General features: G+C 41.5%; 17 protein-coding genes and 1 riboswitch. Of the genes, 6 read left to right on the forward strand and 11 right to left on the reverse strand.

What is annotated here, in order from left to right; translation table 11 throughout:
* Nucleotides 1-9: 9 nt before the first annotated feature.
* The 4 genes from FTU16_RS11070 to trpA are packed head-to-tail and all read right to left on the reverse strand — an operon-like array spanning nucleotide 10 to nucleotide 3,960.
* Entirely contained in the window at nucleotides 10-987 is a 978-nt protein-coding gene (locus tag FTU16_RS11070) for an SPOR domain-containing protein (RefSeq protein WP_180123855.1), read from the reverse strand.
* Nucleotides 984-2,267 carry a bifunctional tetrahydrofolate synthase/dihydrofolate synthase gene (folC, locus tag FTU16_RS11075; RefSeq protein WP_180163245.1) on the reverse strand — a complete coding sequence of 428 codons (1,284 nt, stop codon included), beginning with the start codon at nucleotides 2,265-2,267 and terminating at the stop codon, nucleotides 984-986. Before folC ends, FTU16_RS11070 begins: the two co-directional genes overlap by 4 nt.
* Nucleotides 2,264-3,160, reverse strand: coding sequence for an acetyl-CoA carboxylase, carboxyltransferase subunit beta (gene accD / locus FTU16_RS11080; protein ID WP_180005414.1), 897 nt, complete (start codon nucleotides 3,158-3,160; stop codon nucleotides 2,264-2,266). The genes folC and accD overlap by 4 nt, the downstream gene beginning before the upstream one ends.
* Entirely contained in the window at nucleotides 3,157-3,960 is an 804-nt protein-coding gene (gene trpA, locus FTU16_RS11085; protein WP_180163246.1) for a tryptophan synthase subunit alpha, read from the reverse strand. Before trpA ends, accD begins: the two co-directional genes overlap by 4 nt.
* Nucleotides 3,961-4,323: 363 nt before the next feature.
* On the opposite strand from trpA, the gene FTU16_RS11090 reads away from it, so the two are divergent.
* Entirely contained in the window at nucleotides 4,324-5,658 is a 1,335-nt protein-coding gene (locus FTU16_RS11090; RefSeq protein WP_180163247.1) for a Na+/H+ antiporter NhaC family protein, read from the forward strand.
* A gap of 50 nt (nucleotides 5,659-5,708) precedes the next feature.
* On the opposite strand, the gene FTU16_RS11095 is transcribed toward FTU16_RS11090, so the two are convergent.
* Complete coding sequence (locus tag FTU16_RS11095) at nucleotides 5,709-6,734, reverse strand: AraC family transcriptional regulator (protein ID WP_180163248.1); 1,026 nt, start codon at nucleotides 6,732-6,734, stop codon at nucleotides 5,709-5,711.
* A 146-nt stretch (nucleotides 6,735-6,880) separates the two neighbouring features.
* Between FTU16_RS11095 and FTU16_RS11100 the strand changes: the two genes are divergently transcribed.
* Nucleotides 6,881-7,756, forward strand: a complete 876-nt coding sequence (locus FTU16_RS11100; RefSeq protein ID WP_180163249.1) for a metal-dependent hydrolase — start codon at nucleotides 6,881-6,883, stop codon at nucleotides 7,754-7,756.
* A 78-nt stretch (nucleotides 7,757-7,834) separates the two neighbouring features.
* Here the strand turns inward: FTU16_RS11100 and FTU16_RS11105 are convergent, their stop codons facing one another.
* From FTU16_RS11105 to FTU16_RS11125, 5 genes are all read right to left on the reverse strand, one after another.
* Nucleotides 7,835-8,827, reverse strand: a complete 993-nt coding sequence (locus FTU16_RS11105; RefSeq protein WP_180163250.1) for a DUF2804 domain-containing protein — start codon at nucleotides 8,825-8,827, stop codon at nucleotides 7,835-7,837.
* Nucleotides 8,828-8,964: 137 nt separating this feature from the next.
* Complete coding sequence (locus FTU16_RS11110; protein ID WP_180163251.1) at nucleotides 8,965-9,492, reverse strand: DUF1543 domain-containing protein; 528 nt, start codon at nucleotides 9,490-9,492, stop codon at nucleotides 8,965-8,967.
* Between the two features lie 22 nt (nucleotides 9,493-9,514).
* Nucleotides 9,515-10,240 carry a CPBP family intramembrane glutamic endopeptidase gene (locus tag FTU16_RS11115; RefSeq protein WP_180163252.1) on the reverse strand — a complete coding sequence of 242 codons (726 nt, stop codon included), beginning with the start codon at nucleotides 10,238-10,240 and terminating at the stop codon, nucleotides 9,515-9,517.
* Between the two features lie 246 nt (nucleotides 10,241-10,486).
* A complete protein-coding gene (gene trpB, locus FTU16_RS11120; protein WP_180163253.1) occupies nucleotides 10,487-11,713 on the reverse strand; it encodes a tryptophan synthase subunit beta in 1,227 nt (408 codons plus the stop codon).
* The gene (locus tag FTU16_RS11125; protein WP_180040656.1) at nucleotides 11,697-12,338 is read right to left on the reverse strand and encodes a phosphoribosylanthranilate isomerase; all 642 of its coding nucleotides are present in this window, start codon (nucleotides 12,336-12,338) and stop codon (nucleotides 11,697-11,699) included. The genes trpB and FTU16_RS11125 overlap by 17 nt, the downstream gene beginning before the upstream one ends.
* 146 nt (nucleotides 12,339-12,484) lie before the next feature.
* Nucleotides 12,485-12,705: riboswitch (cobalamin riboswitch) on the forward strand.
* A 35-nt stretch (nucleotides 12,706-12,740) separates the two neighbouring features.
* Between FTU16_RS11125 and FTU16_RS11130 the strand changes: the two genes are divergently transcribed.
* From FTU16_RS11130 to FTU16_RS11140, 3 genes are all read left to right on the forward strand, one after another.
* Nucleotides 12,741-14,618: a TonB-dependent siderophore receptor gene (locus FTU16_RS11130; protein WP_180163254.1), complete on the forward strand. Its 1,878-nt coding sequence runs from the start codon at nucleotides 12,741-12,743 to the stop codon at nucleotides 14,616-14,618.
* A 117-nt stretch (nucleotides 14,619-14,735) separates the two neighbouring features.
* Nucleotides 14,736-15,320 (forward strand): cob(I)yrinic acid a,c-diamide adenosyltransferase, encoded by a 585-nt coding sequence (locus FTU16_RS11135; protein WP_180163255.1) that lies wholly within the window; start codon nucleotides 14,736-14,738, stop codon nucleotides 15,318-15,320.
* 185 nt (nucleotides 15,321-15,505) lie between these two features.
* Nucleotides 15,506-16,219: a glycerophosphodiester phosphodiesterase gene (locus FTU16_RS11140; RefSeq protein WP_078194141.1), complete on the forward strand. Its 714-nt coding sequence runs from the start codon at nucleotides 15,506-15,508 to the stop codon at nucleotides 16,217-16,219.
* A gap of 66 nt (nucleotides 16,220-16,285) precedes the next feature.
* Here the strand turns inward: FTU16_RS11140 and FTU16_RS11145 are convergent, their stop codons facing one another.
* Complete coding sequence (locus tag FTU16_RS11145; RefSeq protein ID WP_180163256.1) at nucleotides 16,286-16,831, reverse strand: META domain-containing protein; 546 nt, start codon at nucleotides 16,829-16,831, stop codon at nucleotides 16,286-16,288.
* Nucleotides 16,832-17,020: 189 nt separating this feature from the next.
* On the opposite strand from FTU16_RS11145, the gene FTU16_RS11150 reads away from it, so the two are divergent.
* A complete protein-coding gene (locus tag FTU16_RS11150) occupies nucleotides 17,021-18,181 on the forward strand; it encodes an acyl-CoA desaturase (protein ID WP_078191233.1) in 1,161 nt (386 codons plus the stop codon).
* The last annotated feature ends 75 nt before the right edge of the window (nucleotides 18,182-18,256 follow it).

An 18,256-nucleotide genomic window follows, 5' to 3' on the forward strand; every position in this document is an offset into this window, starting at 1 on the left:
CAAATAAACTTAGCGTTTATCGAGAGGTACCCAATCAATCACCCAAGCCGATTTCATATTCAAACTTGCATCTGAATTGATCTTTTTACGTGTTGCGTCCGCAGCATCACGGTCCTTCGAAGGGCCAACCATAATACGAATGCCTTTAGATGTAGGACTCTTCGTCACTTTATAGCCTTTTGCACGTAATTTTGCAGCGACGGCATCTGCATTGGCTTCATTGGCAGCTAGAGCAACTTGTACCATCCATTGCTTATCGCCATTTTCCAACAGATCACGTGCTTTTTCAGCTTCAGCTTTTTTCTTGGCTTCGGCTTTACGCTTTTCTTCTGCCTTGTGTTTTTCTTCGGCTTTACGCTTTTCTTCAGCCTGTTGCTTCGCTTCGGCTGCTTTCTTATCTGCTGCTTTTTTCTCAGCTTCAGCATGTGCTTTACGTTCAGCTTCTTTTTGAGCATCCGCTTTACGTTTTGCTTCGGCTTTTTGTTTATCTGCTGCGATACGTGCCTGATCAGCCTTTTGCTGCGCCGACTGAGTCTCTAACTTTTTTTGAGCCGCCAACTTATCCTCAGCTAAACGCTTTTGCTTGGCTTTTTCATCTTCAACCAATTCGGGCGGAATATTATCCGAACTTTGTTGAGCTGAACGATGTGCGTTTAAAGCCGCATATTCTTCTGCTGCTTTACGTGCTGCATCCGCTTCCGCTTGTTGTTGCATCGCTAAAAATTCTGCTGCACGTGCTTCTTGCTCCGCAACCGATTTTTCACGGGTACGTCGTTGTTCTTCGAGCAAGCGCTTTTCAGTTTCAACATCAACAGTCAATGATGACATTTTACCCGCACCCTGACCTTGTTGCTCAACTTGAGCTATTTCAGGGGTTTGGCTTTGATTTTGATGTATTTCTTCTTTGCCTTTAAGTAAAAGTGCGGCCAGCAGTACACCACCACCTAATAAAACAACACCACCCATCCAGCGTTGTTTGTTATTCATTGACATTCTTCCAGATACTCCCATACCGCTTCTAAGGTATGAAATGAACCACATACCAGAATCAGCTGATTATTCTTTGTTTCTTCCAGCGCGGACTTAAAAGCTAATTGCACATTGTCATAATGTTCTACGACTTGATGCTGCAGTGCGCTATCCAATTGTGTGATAGATGCCGCACGTGGCACATTTAATTGTGCAATTTTCCACATTCTTACCGTATCTTTCAATAAGTTAACGACAGAATTTATGTCTTTATCAGTCAGCATGGAGAAAACACTGATCACTTCTGTGTATTGTTTATTGTACTGGAGAAAATTTCGCAATTGCTTTAACAAAAATTCAACACCATGCGGGTTATGTCCCGCATCGAAAATCACCGTTTTACCTGCAATTTCTCTAACTTCAAAACGGCCTTGTAACTTGGCATTGATAATCCCCTGAGCGATCGACTGCTGAGAGACCACTAAACCACTGGCCAATATTGCTGCTACAGCCGTAGAGATATTTTCGAGCGCCAAAGAACCCACGGGCAGTTTTAAAGTTGTACCTGATGAAGCAAACATCCAAGATTGTCCGTCATCACTGTACTGATAAAAATAATCACGATTGAGTACATGTAAAGCAGCTTGGCAATCTTCTGCTTTTTGACGAATGGCTTCAGGCAAAACTTGCTGCCCACCAAAAATCACAGGAATATTCGGACGAATAATTCCTGCTTTCTCAAAAGCAATTTTTTCAATGGTATCGCCTAACCAATCGGTATGGTCTAAACCAATATTGGTAATCACTGCAACATCTGGATCGACGACATTGACCACATCAAGTCGACCACCTAGGCCTACTTCAAGTACCCATACATCGCAATGTTGCTGTTTAAAAATAACAAAAGCGGCCAAAGTGGTCGCTTCAAAAAAAGATAAACTTAATTCACATTCACGACGCGCCTGATCAACGGCTACAAAAGCATCAATCAGGGTTTGGTCGGCCACTTCAACACCTTGAAGCTTTACACGTTCATTGAATCGATAGATATGCGGTGATTGGTATAGCCCCACGTTATACCCCTGGGCATTTAAAATCGCAGCCAAAGTGGTCGTGGTTGAACCTTTACCGTTTGTTCCCGCGACCGTCAGCACTTTCGCATCAGGCTGGGTTACACCTAGTCGTTCCGCAACAGGAATCACCCGTTCCAGACCCAAATCAATACCCGTAACATGAACATGGCTCCAATAATCGAGCCATGTGTTTAAAGAATCAGTTGCAAGTGGTGCTGTGTTCAAGGCAAGTTCATCAATTTCGCTACAATACGATAAACTGTATCACGTAATGCATGACGGTGGACAATTTGATCGACTACACCATGATCAAGCAAATATTCCGCACGTTGGAAAGGTTCCTCCAATTTTTCACGTACAGTTTGCTCAATTACACGCTTACCAGCAAAACCAATCATGGCTTTCGGCTCAGCCAAATGAACATCACCGAGCATTGCCAATGATGCAGTCACACCACCATAAACTGGATGTGTCAATACCACTAGATAAGGCAAGCCTGCATCTTTCATTTTTTGGATGGCAGCAGAAGTACGCGCCATTTGCATGAGTGACAACATGCCTTCTTGCATACGCGCACCACCAGAGGCAGCGAAGCAAATAAGTGGTTGTTTAGCTTTAATCGCAAGTTCAGCCGCTTGAACAAAACGGTCACCAACCACAGTGCCCATTGAACCGCCCATGAAATCAAATTCGAAAGCGGTCGCAATCATTGGAATGCCTTTCAGCGTTCCTTGCATCACCACTAAAGCTTCTGTTTCACCGGTTTTTTTCTGCGCTTCAGACATACGGTCTGGATACGCTTTGCTATCTACAAATTTAAGTGGATCTTTGGCTTTAAATTCTTGACCCAATTCTTTTTGTACTTGGTCAAAGAACCAGTTCAAACGATCACGCGCTTTCATTCGCAAGTGTTCATCACACTGCGGACAAACGTAGGCATTAAATGACATTGCAGTACGAGTCACAAGTGCATGACACTCAGGACATTCAATCGTCGGCTCAGTAAATGTCGCCTTTAATGCTTGCTGTTCATCAGGTACATGAATACCTGGTACCGCACGCTCTGTCCATGGCGTAGATGCACTCAGAATTTTGCCTGTTTTTGCGTCTTGACTCATACTAACTCATCGAGCGCAGCTCGAAGCTCCTTCACTTTATTCACTGTTTCAATTACAGCTTGTTCTGGTGCTAAGTTTGCAAATTGTTTAACGAAGGCACTACCTACAATGACTGCATCAGCAGCTACACCCATTGCTTTCGCAGATGCAGCATCACTAATACCAAAACCAACACCGACAGGAACATCGGTATATGATTTAATTTTTTGAATACGTGCGGCAGCTTCGGCAACATCAAGTGTTGCAGCGCCTGTCACACCTTTCAAAGATACATAGTAGATAAAACCACTCGCCTGTTTCACAACATGCTGAATACGCTCATCCGTAGATGTCGGCGCAAGCAGGAAGATTTGATTCATATCGTATTTTTTCAATACAACATCAAGATCAGCAGCTTCTTCAGGTGGTAAGTCCACAAGTAACACGCCGTCTACACCACACTCATGTGCATAAGCTACGAATTTTTCATAGCCAATCACTTCGACAGGGTTTAAATATCCCATGAGTACTACGGGTGTTTCAGTATCGTTTTTACGGAACTCTTTCACCATGTTTAAAGCATCTAAAGTATTTGTGCCAGCTGCTAAAGCGCGTTCTGCAGCAAGTGCAATGACTGGGCCATCTGCCATCGGATCAGAAAATGGGAGACCAAGCTCAATCACATCAACACCAGCCTCAACCATTTGATGTAACAATGGAACAGTTACCTGTGGATGAGGGTCACCAGCCATAACATAAGAAACCAAGGCCTTACGCTGTTGAGATTTAAGCGTTCCAAATCGAGTGGCTAAACGTGACATAGGGTTATACTTTCCTTGAATGAATCAAAACTATGATGTGGGTTTTGTAGAAATACAAGACATCGCATTGTAACGCTATTTTTTACCCATTGAACAGGGCATACAATCTTCAGTCGGTATTTCTCATGCAAACATAATTTTCCAGAACAACCCGAAAGCATCATTTACCGATATTTCTGTTTTTTTCACAATGATCAAAGATGCCTAATTTCGGGATTTGATAAAATCCTAAGCATTTAGATTAACTTAATTTTATCTACAAAAAAATGTTATAAATAACAGGCTTAGCTTTTACATTTAAATTTTTCTTAAATAGCAAAACCTGCATTATACTAGCGCCATTCTTTTATTTTTTTATCTCCTATGTCCTCCGATTCACAAGCGAAAGTGCCAGCTCGTGCATTTGCGCTGCTCCCGCTTATTGTTTTTCTCGCCATTTTTTTAGGCAGTGGCATTTATCATTCCATGATTGGAACTGAGTTTGCCTTTTATCAAGTCAAGGCTCCAGTTGCCGCTTTACCTGCGATTGTATTGGCCGTTTTGCTCTATCGTGGCAAACTCAATGACGCCATTGACACCTTTTTGAAAGGTGCTAGCCATCCAAATCTCATACTAATGTTTATGGTATTTATGCTGGCAGGTGCTTTTGCCAGTGTCAGTAGCGCCATTGGTAGTGTGGATGCCACTGTACAATTAGGACTATCAATTATTCCACCCGAATTTGTACTGCCAATGCTGTTTCTCATTGCTGCGTTTATTGCAACAGCGATGGGTACCTCAATGGGAACCATTGCAGCTTGTGCTCCGATCGCTTTCGGTTTTAGCCAAGTAACAGAAATTGAAACCGTCTATGCCATTGGTGCTGTGGTTGGTGGTGCCATGTTTGGTGATAATCTCTCAATGATTTCAGATACCACCATTGCGGCAACCAGTAGTCAAAAAGTTCAGTTAAGAGATAAGTTCAAAGTCAATGTCTGGATCGCAGTGCCTGCCTCAATTGTGAGCTTAATTATTTACCTCATGATTAGTCAGGGCTCGCAAGCAGTGGAGTATAAAACTTTCGATGTTTGGCTTATCTTGCCGTATGTCGCCGTGTTTATTTTGGCATTTTCAAGATTACACGTTTTAGCCGTACTTGCACTGGGCGTGGTGATGTCGGGCTTGATTGGCTTAATTCAACAACCTGACTTTAATTTACTGGGTCTTAATAATTCAATTTATGATGGCTTCACCAGTATGTTTGAAGTTGCCCTGCTTTCGATGTTCTTGGGCGGCATTTCGGCCATTATGCAAAAAGAAGGTGGCTTGGAATGGTTAATTCAACGAATTTACAGCTTGACCCGATTATTTAAGGTGGGACAGCAACGCGCTGGCGAAATTGGCGTAAGTTTCTTGGTTATTTTCTCTAACTTGTTTGTTGCCAATAATACCGTTGCGATTATTTTATCGGGGGATATGGCGCGAGAAGTGGCTAAAGAATATGGTGTAGATCCTAAACGTGCAGCTGCCTTATTAGATATTTTTTCTTGTGTGGTGCAAGGGCTGATTCCCTATGGCGCGCAGTTATTATTGGCCTGTTCAATTGCCAAATTATCACCTGTCGAACTGATTGGTAGTGTGTATTACTGTTGGGTCTTGGCGCTATTTGCCATCTTAGCAATTATATTCCGCTTCCCTCGCTTTAAAAAAGCAGCGTAATTTATAGTCATTCAAAGCGGTCAATTGACCGCTTTTTTTATGGCTCAGTGTTAAGACTGTAATTGTTTCTTGCGCACTAAGAGTGTCTGTCCACTATACGACTTATAGGCTCTGGCTAAAGCAGACTGATCTGAATACCCCAGTTGTGCAGCGATGTCTGTGAAGCTCAATTTTTGAAGCAGTAATTGTTCACAGCGCTTCATCCGTTCAGTTTCTAATAATTGTTTGAATGAGGTGCGTTGATCCTGTAATTGCCGTTGTAAGGTTCGCACTGACATGTGCAACTCATCGGCTAACCATTCTATTTTCGGCGCTTGTTGTTGATGTCTTAAATATTCAGCAATGCTCTGCTGCATATATTGTAGTGGTTGAAAATGTCGTGGTCGTGCTGCAATCGCATCTTCAGCTTGTCGGAGCAACAATTGCATCAATGAAGGATCAGCCAACTCAGACTTCAAATCTAAACTGTCCGCATGTAACACAAAAGAATAATAAGCCGTTGAAAATTCAATTTGGCAGCCATAAAACTTTTCATAATGATAACGTGCCATTTGCGCGGCATGCGCAAACTGTATAACCAATAATTTTAAAGAAGCTGGAAATATTTGTTTGGCCAAATGCGCCATACATGCCGTGGTCAATTCATTCAACATTGAAAATTCAGGGTTATGCAATGGCCACGCTAAAATGATTTGTTTGCCCTGATGCGTCATGTGCATCGGCACAATTTCATCACCATCAATCACAAGTCGGCTAAAACGTACTACATTTTGCAAAGCCTCCGCGACACTTTCACTACGAGTCGCCATATAACCCAATACGCCAAAGTGCTCTGCACGAATATACTTAGCCATTTCAAATACTAACTGCGGGCAGTCCAAATGCTGCTGGGTCAGTTGCATAATGGTTTTAAAAAAAGAATAAGGGGATTGTGAATCGATGGGTAGCGAAAGCACATGCTGTAATTGCGCCACAAAAGGCGTTAAAAACTCAAGTTGAGTAAAGTCTTGCTCACGTTCATGCAAGTACATATTCCATAACTGGAAATAACCATTTGGGATATGAATTTCAGCCATCACCTACCCTCAAAGTCATCATTGTATTTTGACATTTTATATTTTCACTTTGGCGTAAAATGTATAAAAAATGGCAATATCTGTCAAAACAAAGTGACATTTCTCCGACATACTGCATTTAATACGAATCGCAAAGAAAATAAATTATGAATGCAATCGTCCAATATCAAGTCGAACCTGTGGTTCGCACCAAACTCGATTTTAAGCTAAATGAAGCGCCACGCTTTTGGTTTGGCGGTGACCCATTTCGTACTCGTATGTTTGATGCGCTGAGCCTCACCTTCCCAGATGGTGAGCGTTATTTTATTCAATGTGTGCGTATGTTCCGCGACAAAATTCAAGATCCTGACTTACAACAACGTGTTGCCGATTTTATTAAGCAAGAAGCGCAACATGGTATGGCTCACGACAAAATGAACCAAGTCATGCGTGATCAAGGGATGCCCGTGGATGTTTTCATTCAGCGTTTAAACAAAATTTTTAAGTTTGAGCTAACGAAACGTTCACCACAGTACAATATTGCCATGACGGCAGCTGCAGAACATTTAACAGCCTTAATGGCAGAAACCTTCTTTAGCAAAAAAGAAACTCTACAAGACGCACATCCTTATGTCCGTGCTTTATTTGCATGGCATGCCATTGAAGAAATGGAACACCGTGATGTAGCCTTTGATGTGATGAAACACGTTGGTGATGTACCTGAGTTGACGCGTAAATTTGCACTCGCATTTACCACAGTAATGATGTTCGGTTTTACCACCTATCGTGCCGATGTCATGTTGAAATACGATGGTTTTAACCGTCGAGAACGTTTGCAAATGATGGCAAAAGGTTTGCCGTGGTTCTTTGGCAAAAAAGGCATGCTGTCACGCATGCGTGGGCAATACTCAGATTGGTTTAATCCAAACTTCCATCCAAGTCAGCATCCTGTAATTGCGCAGTATGATGTTTGGGTCAAAACACTTGAAGAAACCGGCGATCCCATTGCTGCGGGTGAAGCATTTTGGCAGGCAGGAAAATAAATTCTGTTCACCCATCCATAAAAAAGACCGTATCGAATACGGTCTTTTTTTTAGTGCTAACAATTTTAATGAAATCAATCACCACTTGGCATAATGCTGTTCGAGTAAACCATATTCATTCAAAAATACAATTTCCTCGCCATCTTTTAATATGGTTCCGCTGACTTTGGCTTGCCACTGACTAAACTGACTACCGACTAAGCGAAGATTCAGATTTTCATAACGCCGCCAACCCGTACTAACCATCAAATTTAAAGTGTTATCTAAAGAGCTAATGCTCCACAGGTTATCGCCTTGTTGCTGAAACAATACATCTGCCAGTGGATATAAACTACCGTTGACCCAAAGGCAATTTTCATTACCAAAGCTTTCATTCACCCCTGAAGCTAAGTTAATACCAATGCGACGGTTTTGACTGTCCCAAAAGTTACACGATAACCAGAACCAAGCTGTTTCTGGACGTAAAAAACCGCAGGTATCATCCAGCGATACAAACGTTCGCTCATGAAATTGAATGGTTTTGCCTTGCTTATTAATAAAAAAGCCTTCGCAACCTAAAGTTGTGAGCTTTTGGGTATATGTCCAACCATTGATGCCTGTTGGACTACACATACTTAGTGGGTCAGTCCCCGCACAAAAAACTCGCGCACTGAGTTTCAACTCACCATGTTTAGACATTTGGATATAGCGCACACCATTAGCATGTTGTATATCTAACTGCACACCCGATTTAATAAAATGGCTTTGGTTGAATAATGGTTGCTCATCTAAAACGGTATTTCTAGATAAAAAATTAATGGAATTCCATTCAAGTACGTCATTGGTTAAATGATCAAATACATAGACAAAACCGTGCCCTGCCCAGGCAATATCTGCAATTGCCAGGCCAATGGTATAATGTTCATGTTGAATACAACAAAATTTAAATTTTTTATATTTTAAACGCTTACGCCAACCATTCAGTGTCTTCCCATACGGTGTCTTATATTCATATTTACTTAAATCAATATGATTAGGGAGTTGACTGAAACGCCCATAATTGGGCTGTCCATTCGGCCGTATTAAATCCATATACGCCATTCCATTAAGGTTTAAATCGCTAAATCCTGATGATTATTATGCCTATTATTCAGTGCCTGAAAAGTCAATCCGTCTGTTTTCAGGCAAAAATCACAAAAAAATATAAATGCTGACTTTTTAGCTATTAATCAAAACAAATGTTCATTTATTAAAATGTAATCATTTGCCCATTGGCTTTGTATTACTGCATCAGTCGCCACAAGTTGAACATAACGACCATGCACATGATCAATAGCAATACAATCATCTACATCAAGCACACGGTCAGTATGCTGTTTTTGCCAATGTGCATCAAAATAAGTTTTGCCACGTTGTTTTGCGACCATGGCATTTTGCCCCGTCACTAAAACATAACGGTGCTGCTCACCATATTCACTGGCAATATAGCCGCCTAAATTGATCAGCCACAGTTTTTCATCTGCAGGATTAGGCGCAGCATCCGTAAATTGAATTTGATAATTCTTGCCTTCGCATGCTACACCGCTGATTTTTGCCCATGCATCAATATGCAAACCTTTTTGTTCGCCAAACCATGCATTTCTGAGTTGTGGATAGACTGCTTCAAGTGAATCGCCAACTGCTAAAATGACATCATGCACCTCTACATTTGCACGTGCATGACGGCCCCCCAGCATCACCACAAATAAACTGGACACAATCTTCCCCCTATTTTTGACTTCAACTGCCCACATAGGGCTGAAGCAATTTCAATAAAATCACGCCGCCTAGCGATAGTACTGCATTGTTAACGAAATGAATGAGTAAGACATGCCAAATGTTACGCGTCCACAAATAGATCAGGTTGAGAAATAGGCCTGCCGCCATAAAACTGATGGTCGCAATCAAATCGCCATCAAAATTATGATAATGAATCAAGCCGAATAAGATTGAGTTCAGTAAGACCAAAATCACTCGCCATAGCCACGGCTGTACAAACAGCTTTTGCAGCAAGGTATAGCGGAAAATAATATCTTCAAGCAAAGCGGTAAATAATGGCCCAAGGCTGATGATCAGCAAGCTAAAAAACGCAATCGTATTAGGATCAATGGTCGATTCTTTTTCAATGCTCTCACCGACGGGCAACAGACTGCGTGTAAAAGAAATCACCACTTGTAAGACGACTGCACCGACAACCACCAACAGACTTGAGCGCCAAAAGGCCTGCTTATACTTTTGCCAGTGCGTATATAGCATCGTTTTATAGAGCCAACACACGGCAATAAATAAAATACCGCGAAAGATCGAATCACCCAAAGCAACCTGAGCTGAAACACCAAAAAATTGGTCTAAGACATAACTGTTGAGCAAGATCAGCGGAAGAATACACAGCGCAAAAGTATCACGCCATTGCCAAGAAATATGGGTTGAAAAGGATTCTGCACGAACCAATTGGGTAAATGTCATTGTTATAAAGTCTTTCTAAAGCAATAAAATTTCCACAGTATTGTGATTTATTTCACACTTTTATTCTGCATTTATTTTATAGTGATTTGCCTCAATAAAATTTTCAGCAAGAAAAAATCGCGCGGAATTACTTCTGCGCGATTTTTTTTAATCCTCCCCTTGCGGATTCAGAATACATTCTGAAATCCTCACCTTTAACAAAGGAGGGCTTTTCCCCTCTTTATTAAAGAGGGGTTGGGGGAGATTTTACGTCTCAACCATTTCCACGCCATCAATGCGGGCAACAGTCATTAAGTCTTTATCGCCACGGCCTGACACTGTTGCAATAATGATTTGGTCTTTGTCCATCGTCGGCGCAAGTTTCGTCACATAAGCCATGGCATGTGAGCTTTCTAACGCAGGGATAATACCTTCAATTTGGGTTAAGTCACGGAAACCTTGCAGCGCTTCAGTGTCATTGATTGGCACATAGTTCACACGGTGCATATCTTTGAGGAAACTGTGCTCAGGGCCTACACCTGGGTAGTCTAGGCCTGCAGAAATTGAATGTGTTTCAATGATTTGACCTTGATCATCTGACATCAAGTACGTACGGTTACCGTGAAGTACACCGACATGACCTGCGTTTAATGGTGCAGAATGCTTGCCCGTTTCAATGCCGTAGCCTGCAGCTTCAACACCGTACATTTTCACATCTTCATCGTTCAAGAAAGGATAGAACAAGCCCATTGCATTTGAGCCACCGCCCACACATGCCACCAAGGCATCTGGCAGACGGCCTGCTTGTTCTTGAATCTGTTTACGCGCTTCACGGCCAATGATCGATTGGAAATCACGTACCAATTGCGGATATGGATGTGGACCTGCAACTGTACCAATCACGTAATAAGTTGAATCAACATTGGTTACCCAGTCACGCATTGCTTCGTTCATCGCATCTTTCAATGTTTTTGAACCGCTTTCCACAGGTACAACAGTCGCACCCAATAAACGCATACGGTACACGTTCATGGCTTGACGTTTTACGTCTTCCGCACCCATAAACACCACACACTCAAGGCCTAAACGCGCTGCAATCGTTGCCGTTGCTACACCGTGCTGACCCGCACCTGTTTCGGCAATAATACGTTTTTTACCTGAAAGCTTAGCCAGTAAAGCCTGACCAATGGTGTTATTCACTTTATGTGAACCTGTATGGTTCAGGTCTTCACGTTTTAAGTAAATTTGCGCACCACCCAACTCTTTCGACCATCGCTCAGCATAATACAATGGACTAGGACGACCGACGTAATACGCCAAGTCACGGTCGAATTCTGCCAAAAACTGTGCATCATCTTTCATACGGAAATAGAGTTTTTCTAAGTCCTCAAGTGCTGCCATTAGAGTTTCTGACACAAAACGCCCGCCATGAATACCGAAATGCCCTTGTGCGTCAGGGAATTGGGTATAGTCAATCTTATTTTGCTGATCCACGATGGACTCCTTGCATAAAGCGTTCTATGAGTTGTTGGTCTTTAATACCTTTTGCCAATTCTACACCACCGCTCACATCTACGGCATAAGCGCCTGTGGTTTGAATCGCTTCTTCAATATTGTCAGGCTTTAAACCACCTGCCAATATTAAAGGAATATCGAGTTTAGGGAATTGTGACCAGTCAAAGCTGTGCCCTGTTCCACCTTTTAATTCGGGATGCCATGCGTCTAACAGTACCGCGCTTGCCCCTGCCTGCTGAAAAGCTTGGATTTCTGCAATCACATCCAGTTCAGGTTTCATCTGAATGGCTTTATACCAGCGTCGCCCAACAGTTTGTGCAATCGTTTGGCACTGTTCAGGGCTTTCATCGCCATGAAACTGCAGGATGTCTACAGGTGAAATTTTTAAAATATCCTGTATGTCTGCAGCCGATGCATTCACGAATAAACCCACGGTCTGCACATAGGGCGGCACATGCTGAATCAGTTCAGCGGCCTGCACTGGCGTTACACTGCGCGGGCTGGGCGCAAAGAATACAAATCCAATCGCATCTGCGCCAGCTTGGACGACAGATTGAATATCTTGAGTACGTGTAATTCCGCAGATTTTGGCACGGGTTCGCATGTTGTTTTGGCTCTGACTCCGCCCTATTCATAGCCTATCTATGAATATAAAGGCGAATCATTGTAATGCAATTTTTAGACCTTGCGTAAAGTTCATCCTGAATATTTATTTACATCCGTTGTTTAAGACTCATACAAACTTTATACTGCGCTCAACTTGCTGCAAGTTGAGCTTAGGCTTAGGGAAGCTGGTGAGAATCCAGCACTGCCCCCGCAACGGTAAAATGAACCTCATATCTTTATAAACACCTTCAATTCATGAAGGAGTTTACACCACTGCATTGTTACGGGAAGGTGGATATGCCAATATTGTTTTAATCAATATTTATATTTAAGTCCGGATACCTGCTTGCTGCGTTCTTCAACTCAATCATTCACGTGGGGTGAATGTATGGAGCAAAGTATGTCTACTCTTTTTCAGCCTACAGCATTAGTGGGCGCAATCGCTATTGCAATGGGTTTTTCAACAAATACTGTGGCTGCTGACGCAGTTGAAAATAAAGCTTCCACAACTTTAGATACCATCGTCGTTACCGCTTCACGCAGTGAAGAAAATATTAATGATGTCCCTGCACGTATTTCAATTATCGAACCTAAAATTGTTGAGCAATCACCAATTGCGGAACTACCACACTTATTGATGAGTGATGCCGCGATTAACATGGTTCAAAGTGGTGGTTATGGTCAAGTTTCATCTATTTTCTTACGTGGTACAAACTCAAACCAAACTTTAGTGTTACGTGATGGTGTTCGTTTAAATACAGCGACAACAGGTGCGCCATCTTTAGCATTTATCGATACCACTGATATTAAACAAATTGAAGTCCTCAAAGGACCTGCTTCTGTGCTTTATGGTACAGATGCGATTGGTGGTGTGATTCAACTTGTTTCAAAAACACCTGAAAAAACCAGTGCTTTTGTGACTGGCGAGATGGGTGAAAATGGCACCTACAAAACCATCGCTGGAGCAGATGTTGCAGAAGATGGTTTCTATGCTCAAATTCGTGGTCAACGTTTAGAAACTGACGGCACACAAGTCACTGACTGGAAAAATAGCAAAGTTAAAACTGCTGATTATGATCAAAAAGGTTTTAGTGCCAAAGTTGGTGTGGAAAAAGAAGACTATGCGCTTTCTGTAGATTATCAACAAAATAAAGGCTCTACAGGTTATATCGACTGTAGTGCTTATGATGCGAACTATAACTGTTCAGGCTTAAAAAATCTTTCTCAAGATTTTAAAAATGAAATCGTGAATGTTAAAGGTCGTGTCAATATCACCTCTGATATTTCTGTGAATGCACGTTTATCACAATTTAAAGATGATATTGATCAAAATGATGTGAACTATGATGGGTCATACGATTTTATTCATAGCAAAACTCAAGAAGCTGAATTGTATGGTAAATGGCAATTCACCCCACATCAAAATATCTTGTTAGGCACAACCTACCAAACTATTAAAGGCGATGTGATTTCCTTTACAGCTCCTTACAAAGGGGACGTGGATTCACAAGGTTATTATATTCAACATCAGTATAAAAATAATGGCTTAGATACCCAAGTTGGCTTACGTGTTGAAGACAACGAAAAATATGGAACACATACAGTAGGTCAAGCTGCTGTTCGTTACAAAATCCTGCCATTAACCAGTGTTTATGCCAATATTGGTACGGCATTTAGATCGCCAACACTCAATGAATTGTATAGTTCTTATGGTAATGCTGATTTAAAACCTGAAGAAAGCATATCTTATGAAATTGGTGTAGATCAAAAATTAGCTTATGGCTTAAGTACTGGTTTATCTTTATATCGCACAGAAGTTGATGATTTAATTGACTACAATGCAGCGAATAAAAATAAATTTGGCAATGTAAAAGAAGCTAAATTCCAAGGTGGTGAAAGCTATTTGGCTTGGCAACAAGACCAATGGTTTGCAAAAGCAGCCTATAACTACGTGAAAGCTGAAAATGAAAAAACAGGCAAAGAGTTAAATCGTCGTCCTCGTCAAAGCTTTACATTAACCGCAGGGCTTCAAAACGAAATTTATGGAATCAGCGGTGCTTTATCGTCTAAATCACATGCACAAGATTACCAACGTGAAAATCCTGGCTACGTGACTGTAGATTTCAATGCATATTGGAACGTGAATCCAAACGTAAAAGTCTTTACCAATATTGAAAATGTCGGTGATGTGAAATACAAAACTGCATCGTATGGTGGTGGTTACTACTATGTGAATGGTGGTCGTTTAGCTTCTGCAGGTGTGACATTTAAATACTGATTTTTAGTTAATCAGTTTCATCAATAGAAAGCAGAAAACTTTGAGGATAATGTCATGACTATGGCATTATCCTTTTTTATGACCGACCCGAAATTTTCATCATTTTAAGGACAAGACATGGGCCACCGTTTAAGTAAAATTTATACCCGCACAGGCGATTCAGGCACAACAGGTCTTGGTGACGGATCACGTGTAGCAAAGGATGATTTACGCATTGAAGCCTTAGGAGATGTCGATGAACTCAATTCAAGCATTGGTATTCTGCGTTCGCACATCGCACTTAGCAGTATTGAAGACAAAGCGGCTTGGGATAAATCGCTCAGCCTGATTCAGCATTGGTTATTCGACCTTGGCGGTGAAGTCTGCATTCCAAACTTCAACTTGGTACAACCTATGTCAATTGAGTTTTTGGAAAATGACATTGACCGTATGAATGAAGCGCTGCCAATGCTCAAAGACTTTATCCTGCCATCAGGAACATTGGTGTGCAGCTTTGCCCATCAAGCTCGTGCAGTTTGCCGCCGTGCAGAACGTCGTTTAATGGCTGTACATAACCGTGACCAGAACATTCAAGCGCCGTCATTGCAGCTACTTAACCGACTCTCTGACTGGTTATTTGTCGCATCGCGTACATTACAACGCGCTGAAGGTGGTTCTGAGGTGCTGTGGCAGAAAAATATTAATGACACGATTGATCAATAAGTTTTGGATTCAAAAATTGCTCAAATCCTTTAACCAATTAAAAGTCTATTTTACATTGAAATAAATTGAAACATTTCGTCCGATCATTCTTGTATTTCAGAATGATCGGATCAAAATAACAGTGTCATCTCCCTGTCATTCTTACAGGACATTATGTTCTTAACATCCTTTTTTGTAGGCCTCGTATGCGCATAATCGGTCACCGTGGCGCTCGTGGTGAAGCACCTGAAAATACCCTAGGTGGTTTCCAATATATTCAAGACTTAGGAATTCGTGCTGTCGAATTTGACGTTCGGCAACTTAAAGATCGTGCCCTAGTGATCATGCATGATGACCAATTTATGCGAACGACAGGTCAAGATAAACATCTATATGAATGTAGTTCACAAGAGTTAGAACCCTATAACCATGCTGTGACTTGGTCAGAATGGAATAAAGTTGAGCCGACGCCACTGCTCGAACAAACGCTCAAAATTATTCATAACTTCGATCATATTGAAGTCGAAGTGAAAGCAGTGAAGACACAGACTGAAGCTGAAGCGCTGACTGAAACCTTGGAACAACAGCTCCAAGGTTTCGAACATTCCGCGGTGATCACCAGTTTTGATCCTAAAATTCATCTTGCTTTGCAACAAAAAAAATCCGGCTTCAAACGCGGGCTACTGGTTGAAACAGACGTAAAATTTAAAGCGATTGAACAAGCACTCAAATTGGGTTGTATTCAAATTGGTTGGATGAACCAACTCGCCAATTCAGACATTATTCAGGCCACGCAGCAGGCAAAATTAAATGTGAGCGTGTGGACTGTCAACGACGTTGATCGTGCTAAACAGCTTAAAGATTGGGGCATTAACGGCTTAATTACCGACTATCCTAAATTAATGATGCAGCATTTTTAATGCTGCTTTATTCACCTAGATTTGTGTAATTCACTTCTCGATCAACACGTCGATATTTCAATCGGTCTATTTTCTTTCTAAAACCAATACAGTTTGTCCCCGACTGTTTTGCATCGTCATGTGTTTCCCTTTTATTTGGAATTGTGTTGCGGCTTGCAAGGCATCTGAAAGTTCAGCCTCTTGAGCCAAAGCCGAATCACAGCTGAAATAACCTGCTCGGGCATTCAAATCAATGCTGTGTTTTAAGGTATCGATCACATAAGTGCCACTGATATTGTTACATCCCGTATTTCCCTGAATTTGTCGAAATTGTGAACTGAACTGCAAATAAGGTTGATGATGAAAGAACTTGGCTTTTTGCCCTGCAATTTGCACAATCGTCCATGGAATATCTTGTATCCCATCATTTACTCGAATGACTTTTAATGGCTGCTCAACGCTGCTGCCATGTGACTTTTCCTGTGACTTCCCTTGTGACTTTGTAGTCACCTTCTGCGTCAGAGAACTTTGACAGGCCATGAGTCCTAGACAACTGATCAGAAAGCCGCCACAGATGCAGTATTTGATAAGTAATTTCAGATTATTTTGACAAATTTGCTGATTTTTTGGCATCTTTTTACTCCACAAAAAGTCAAATAACTTCAGTCGTATTATGTTACTGTTTAGAACAATACAACTGTACAATAACAGTGGTGAAAACGGGTTTTCCCGTGCTACTATTCTTTACGTTTAAAATCCCTTAAAAATTTAATGGGATTCGTCCTATCTATACCTCCCAAGGTTTCAGGAGTGCTGTTGGAGATGAATGCTCCCCTACCCAAAGCCCCAATGAACTGGATTGCTATTTTTGCATTGGTGTTTTTACCTATTGTCGCAGTTATTGCAATTCCGTTATATGCCATTAATCATGATTTTAGTGCCGCTGCTTGGATCAGTATGTTTGTTTTACTGGGTGTCAGCAGTTTAGGTATTACCGCAGGTTATCACCGCTTATGGGCACACCGTGCTTATGAAGCAACCTTGCCTTTAAAAATCATTTTAATGCTCATGGGTACTTTTGCTGTTCAGAACAGTATTTTGTTCTGGGCTTCAGGTCACCGTACACATCACCGTCATGTAGACGATATTGACCAAGATCCATACTCGATTAATCGTGGTTTCTGGTATGCCCATATCGGGTGGATGCTTCGTGATTATCCAGCAGCAGAACCGAACTACAAAAACGCGCCAGATCTTTTAAAAGATAAAGTCGTTTTGTTCCAAGATAAATACTACATTCCACTGGTGATTGCTGTGCATGCAGCGATTTTAGTGCCAATTGGTTGGGCTGTTGGCGACATGTGGGGCGTTCTATTATTGGGCGGTTTAATGCGTCTAATCTTGAGCCATCATGTGACGTTCTTTATTAACTCACTGTGCCACATGTGGGGTAAACGTCCGTATACTGACGAAAATACCGCTCGTGATAACTTCTGGCTCGCTATTGCTACTTGGGGTGAGGGTTATCATAACTATCACCACATTTTCCAATACGACTACCGTAATGGTGTGAAATGGTGGCAATACGATCCAACAAAATGGTTAATTTGGAGCTGCTCTAAATTAGGCCTTGCCAAAAATTTACGCCGTATTCCTAGCTTTAATATTAAAAAAGCTGAGTTGGCTATGAAGTTCAAGTATGCGGAACAAGACCTTGCGATCTATGGTCTCAACATGACCGATGACATTGCAACAGCAAAACAACGTATTTCTCAAGAATATGATGCGTTTTCGCAAACTTTGAATGACTGGGCAAAATTAAAAGAACAGGAAATTCAAGCGAAGAAAACAGCAGTTGCTGAAAAAATTCATCAAATGGATGACAAACTCAAACTTGAATTCCTACAAGTTGAACAGCGTTTGTCACAGCACCGTGAAACACTGAATCAATTGATGCGTAACTTGAAAAAGAAAACCGCTTAATTCTTTTAAGCCTCTCAAATGATAAAGCCTCCCTTGTGGAGGCTTTATTGATTTTAAGCTACAGTTTTTCTATCT

This window comes from Acinetobacter sp. YH12069 (assembly GCF_013419675.1).
In the GTDB taxonomy this organism is placed as follows: Bacteria; Pseudomonadota; Gammaproteobacteria; order Pseudomonadales; family Moraxellaceae; genus Acinetobacter; species Acinetobacter amyesii.

Coding starts and splice junctions, on each gene's coding strand:
- FTU16_RS11070 (WP_180123855.1), bottom strand. CDS start 987: ATGAATAACAAACAACGCTGGATGGGTGGTGTTGTTTTATTAGGTGGT.
- accD (WP_180005414.1), bottom strand. CDS start 3,160: ATGAGTCAAGACGCAAAAACAGGCAAAATTCTGAGTGCATCTACGCCA.
- trpA (WP_180163246.1), bottom strand. CDS start 3,960: ATGTCACGTTTAGCCACTCGATTTGGAACGCTTAAATCTCAACAGCGT.
- FTU16_RS11090 (WP_180163247.1), top strand. CDS start 4,324: ATGTCCTCCGATTCACAAGCGAAAGTGCCAGCTCGTGCATTTGCGCTG.
- FTU16_RS11095 (WP_180163248.1), bottom strand. CDS start 6,734: ATGGCTGAAATTCATATCCCAAATGGTTATTTCCAGTTATGGAATATG.
- FTU16_RS11100 (WP_180163249.1), top strand. CDS start 6,881: ATGAATGCAATCGTCCAATATCAAGTCGAACCTGTGGTTCGCACCAAA.
- FTU16_RS11105 (WP_180163250.1), bottom strand. CDS start 8,827: ATGGATTTAATACGGCCGAATGGACAGCCCAATTATGGGCGTTTCAGT.
- FTU16_RS11115 (WP_180163252.1), bottom strand. CDS start 10,240: ATGACATTTACCCAATTGGTTCGTGCAGAATCCTTTTCAACCCATATT.
- FTU16_RS11125 (WP_180040656.1), bottom strand. CDS start 12,338: ATGCGAACCCGTGCCAAAATCTGCGGAATTACACGTACTCAAGATATT.
- FTU16_RS11130 (WP_180163254.1), top strand. CDS start 12,741: ATGTCTACTCTTTTTCAGCCTACAGCATTAGTGGGCGCAATCGCTATT.
- FTU16_RS11135 (WP_180163255.1), top strand. CDS start 14,736: ATGGGCCACCGTTTAAGTAAAATTTATACCCGCACAGGCGATTCAGGC.
- FTU16_RS11140 (WP_078194141.1), top strand. CDS start 15,506: ATGCGCATAATCGGTCACCGTGGCGCTCGTGGTGAAGCACCTGAAAAT.
- FTU16_RS11145 (WP_180163256.1), bottom strand. CDS start 16,831: ATGCCAAAAAATCAGCAAATTTGTCAAAATAATCTGAAATTACTTATC.
- FTU16_RS11150 (WP_078191233.1), top strand. CDS start 17,021: ATGAATGCTCCCCTACCCAAAGCCCCAATGAACTGGATTGCTATTTTT.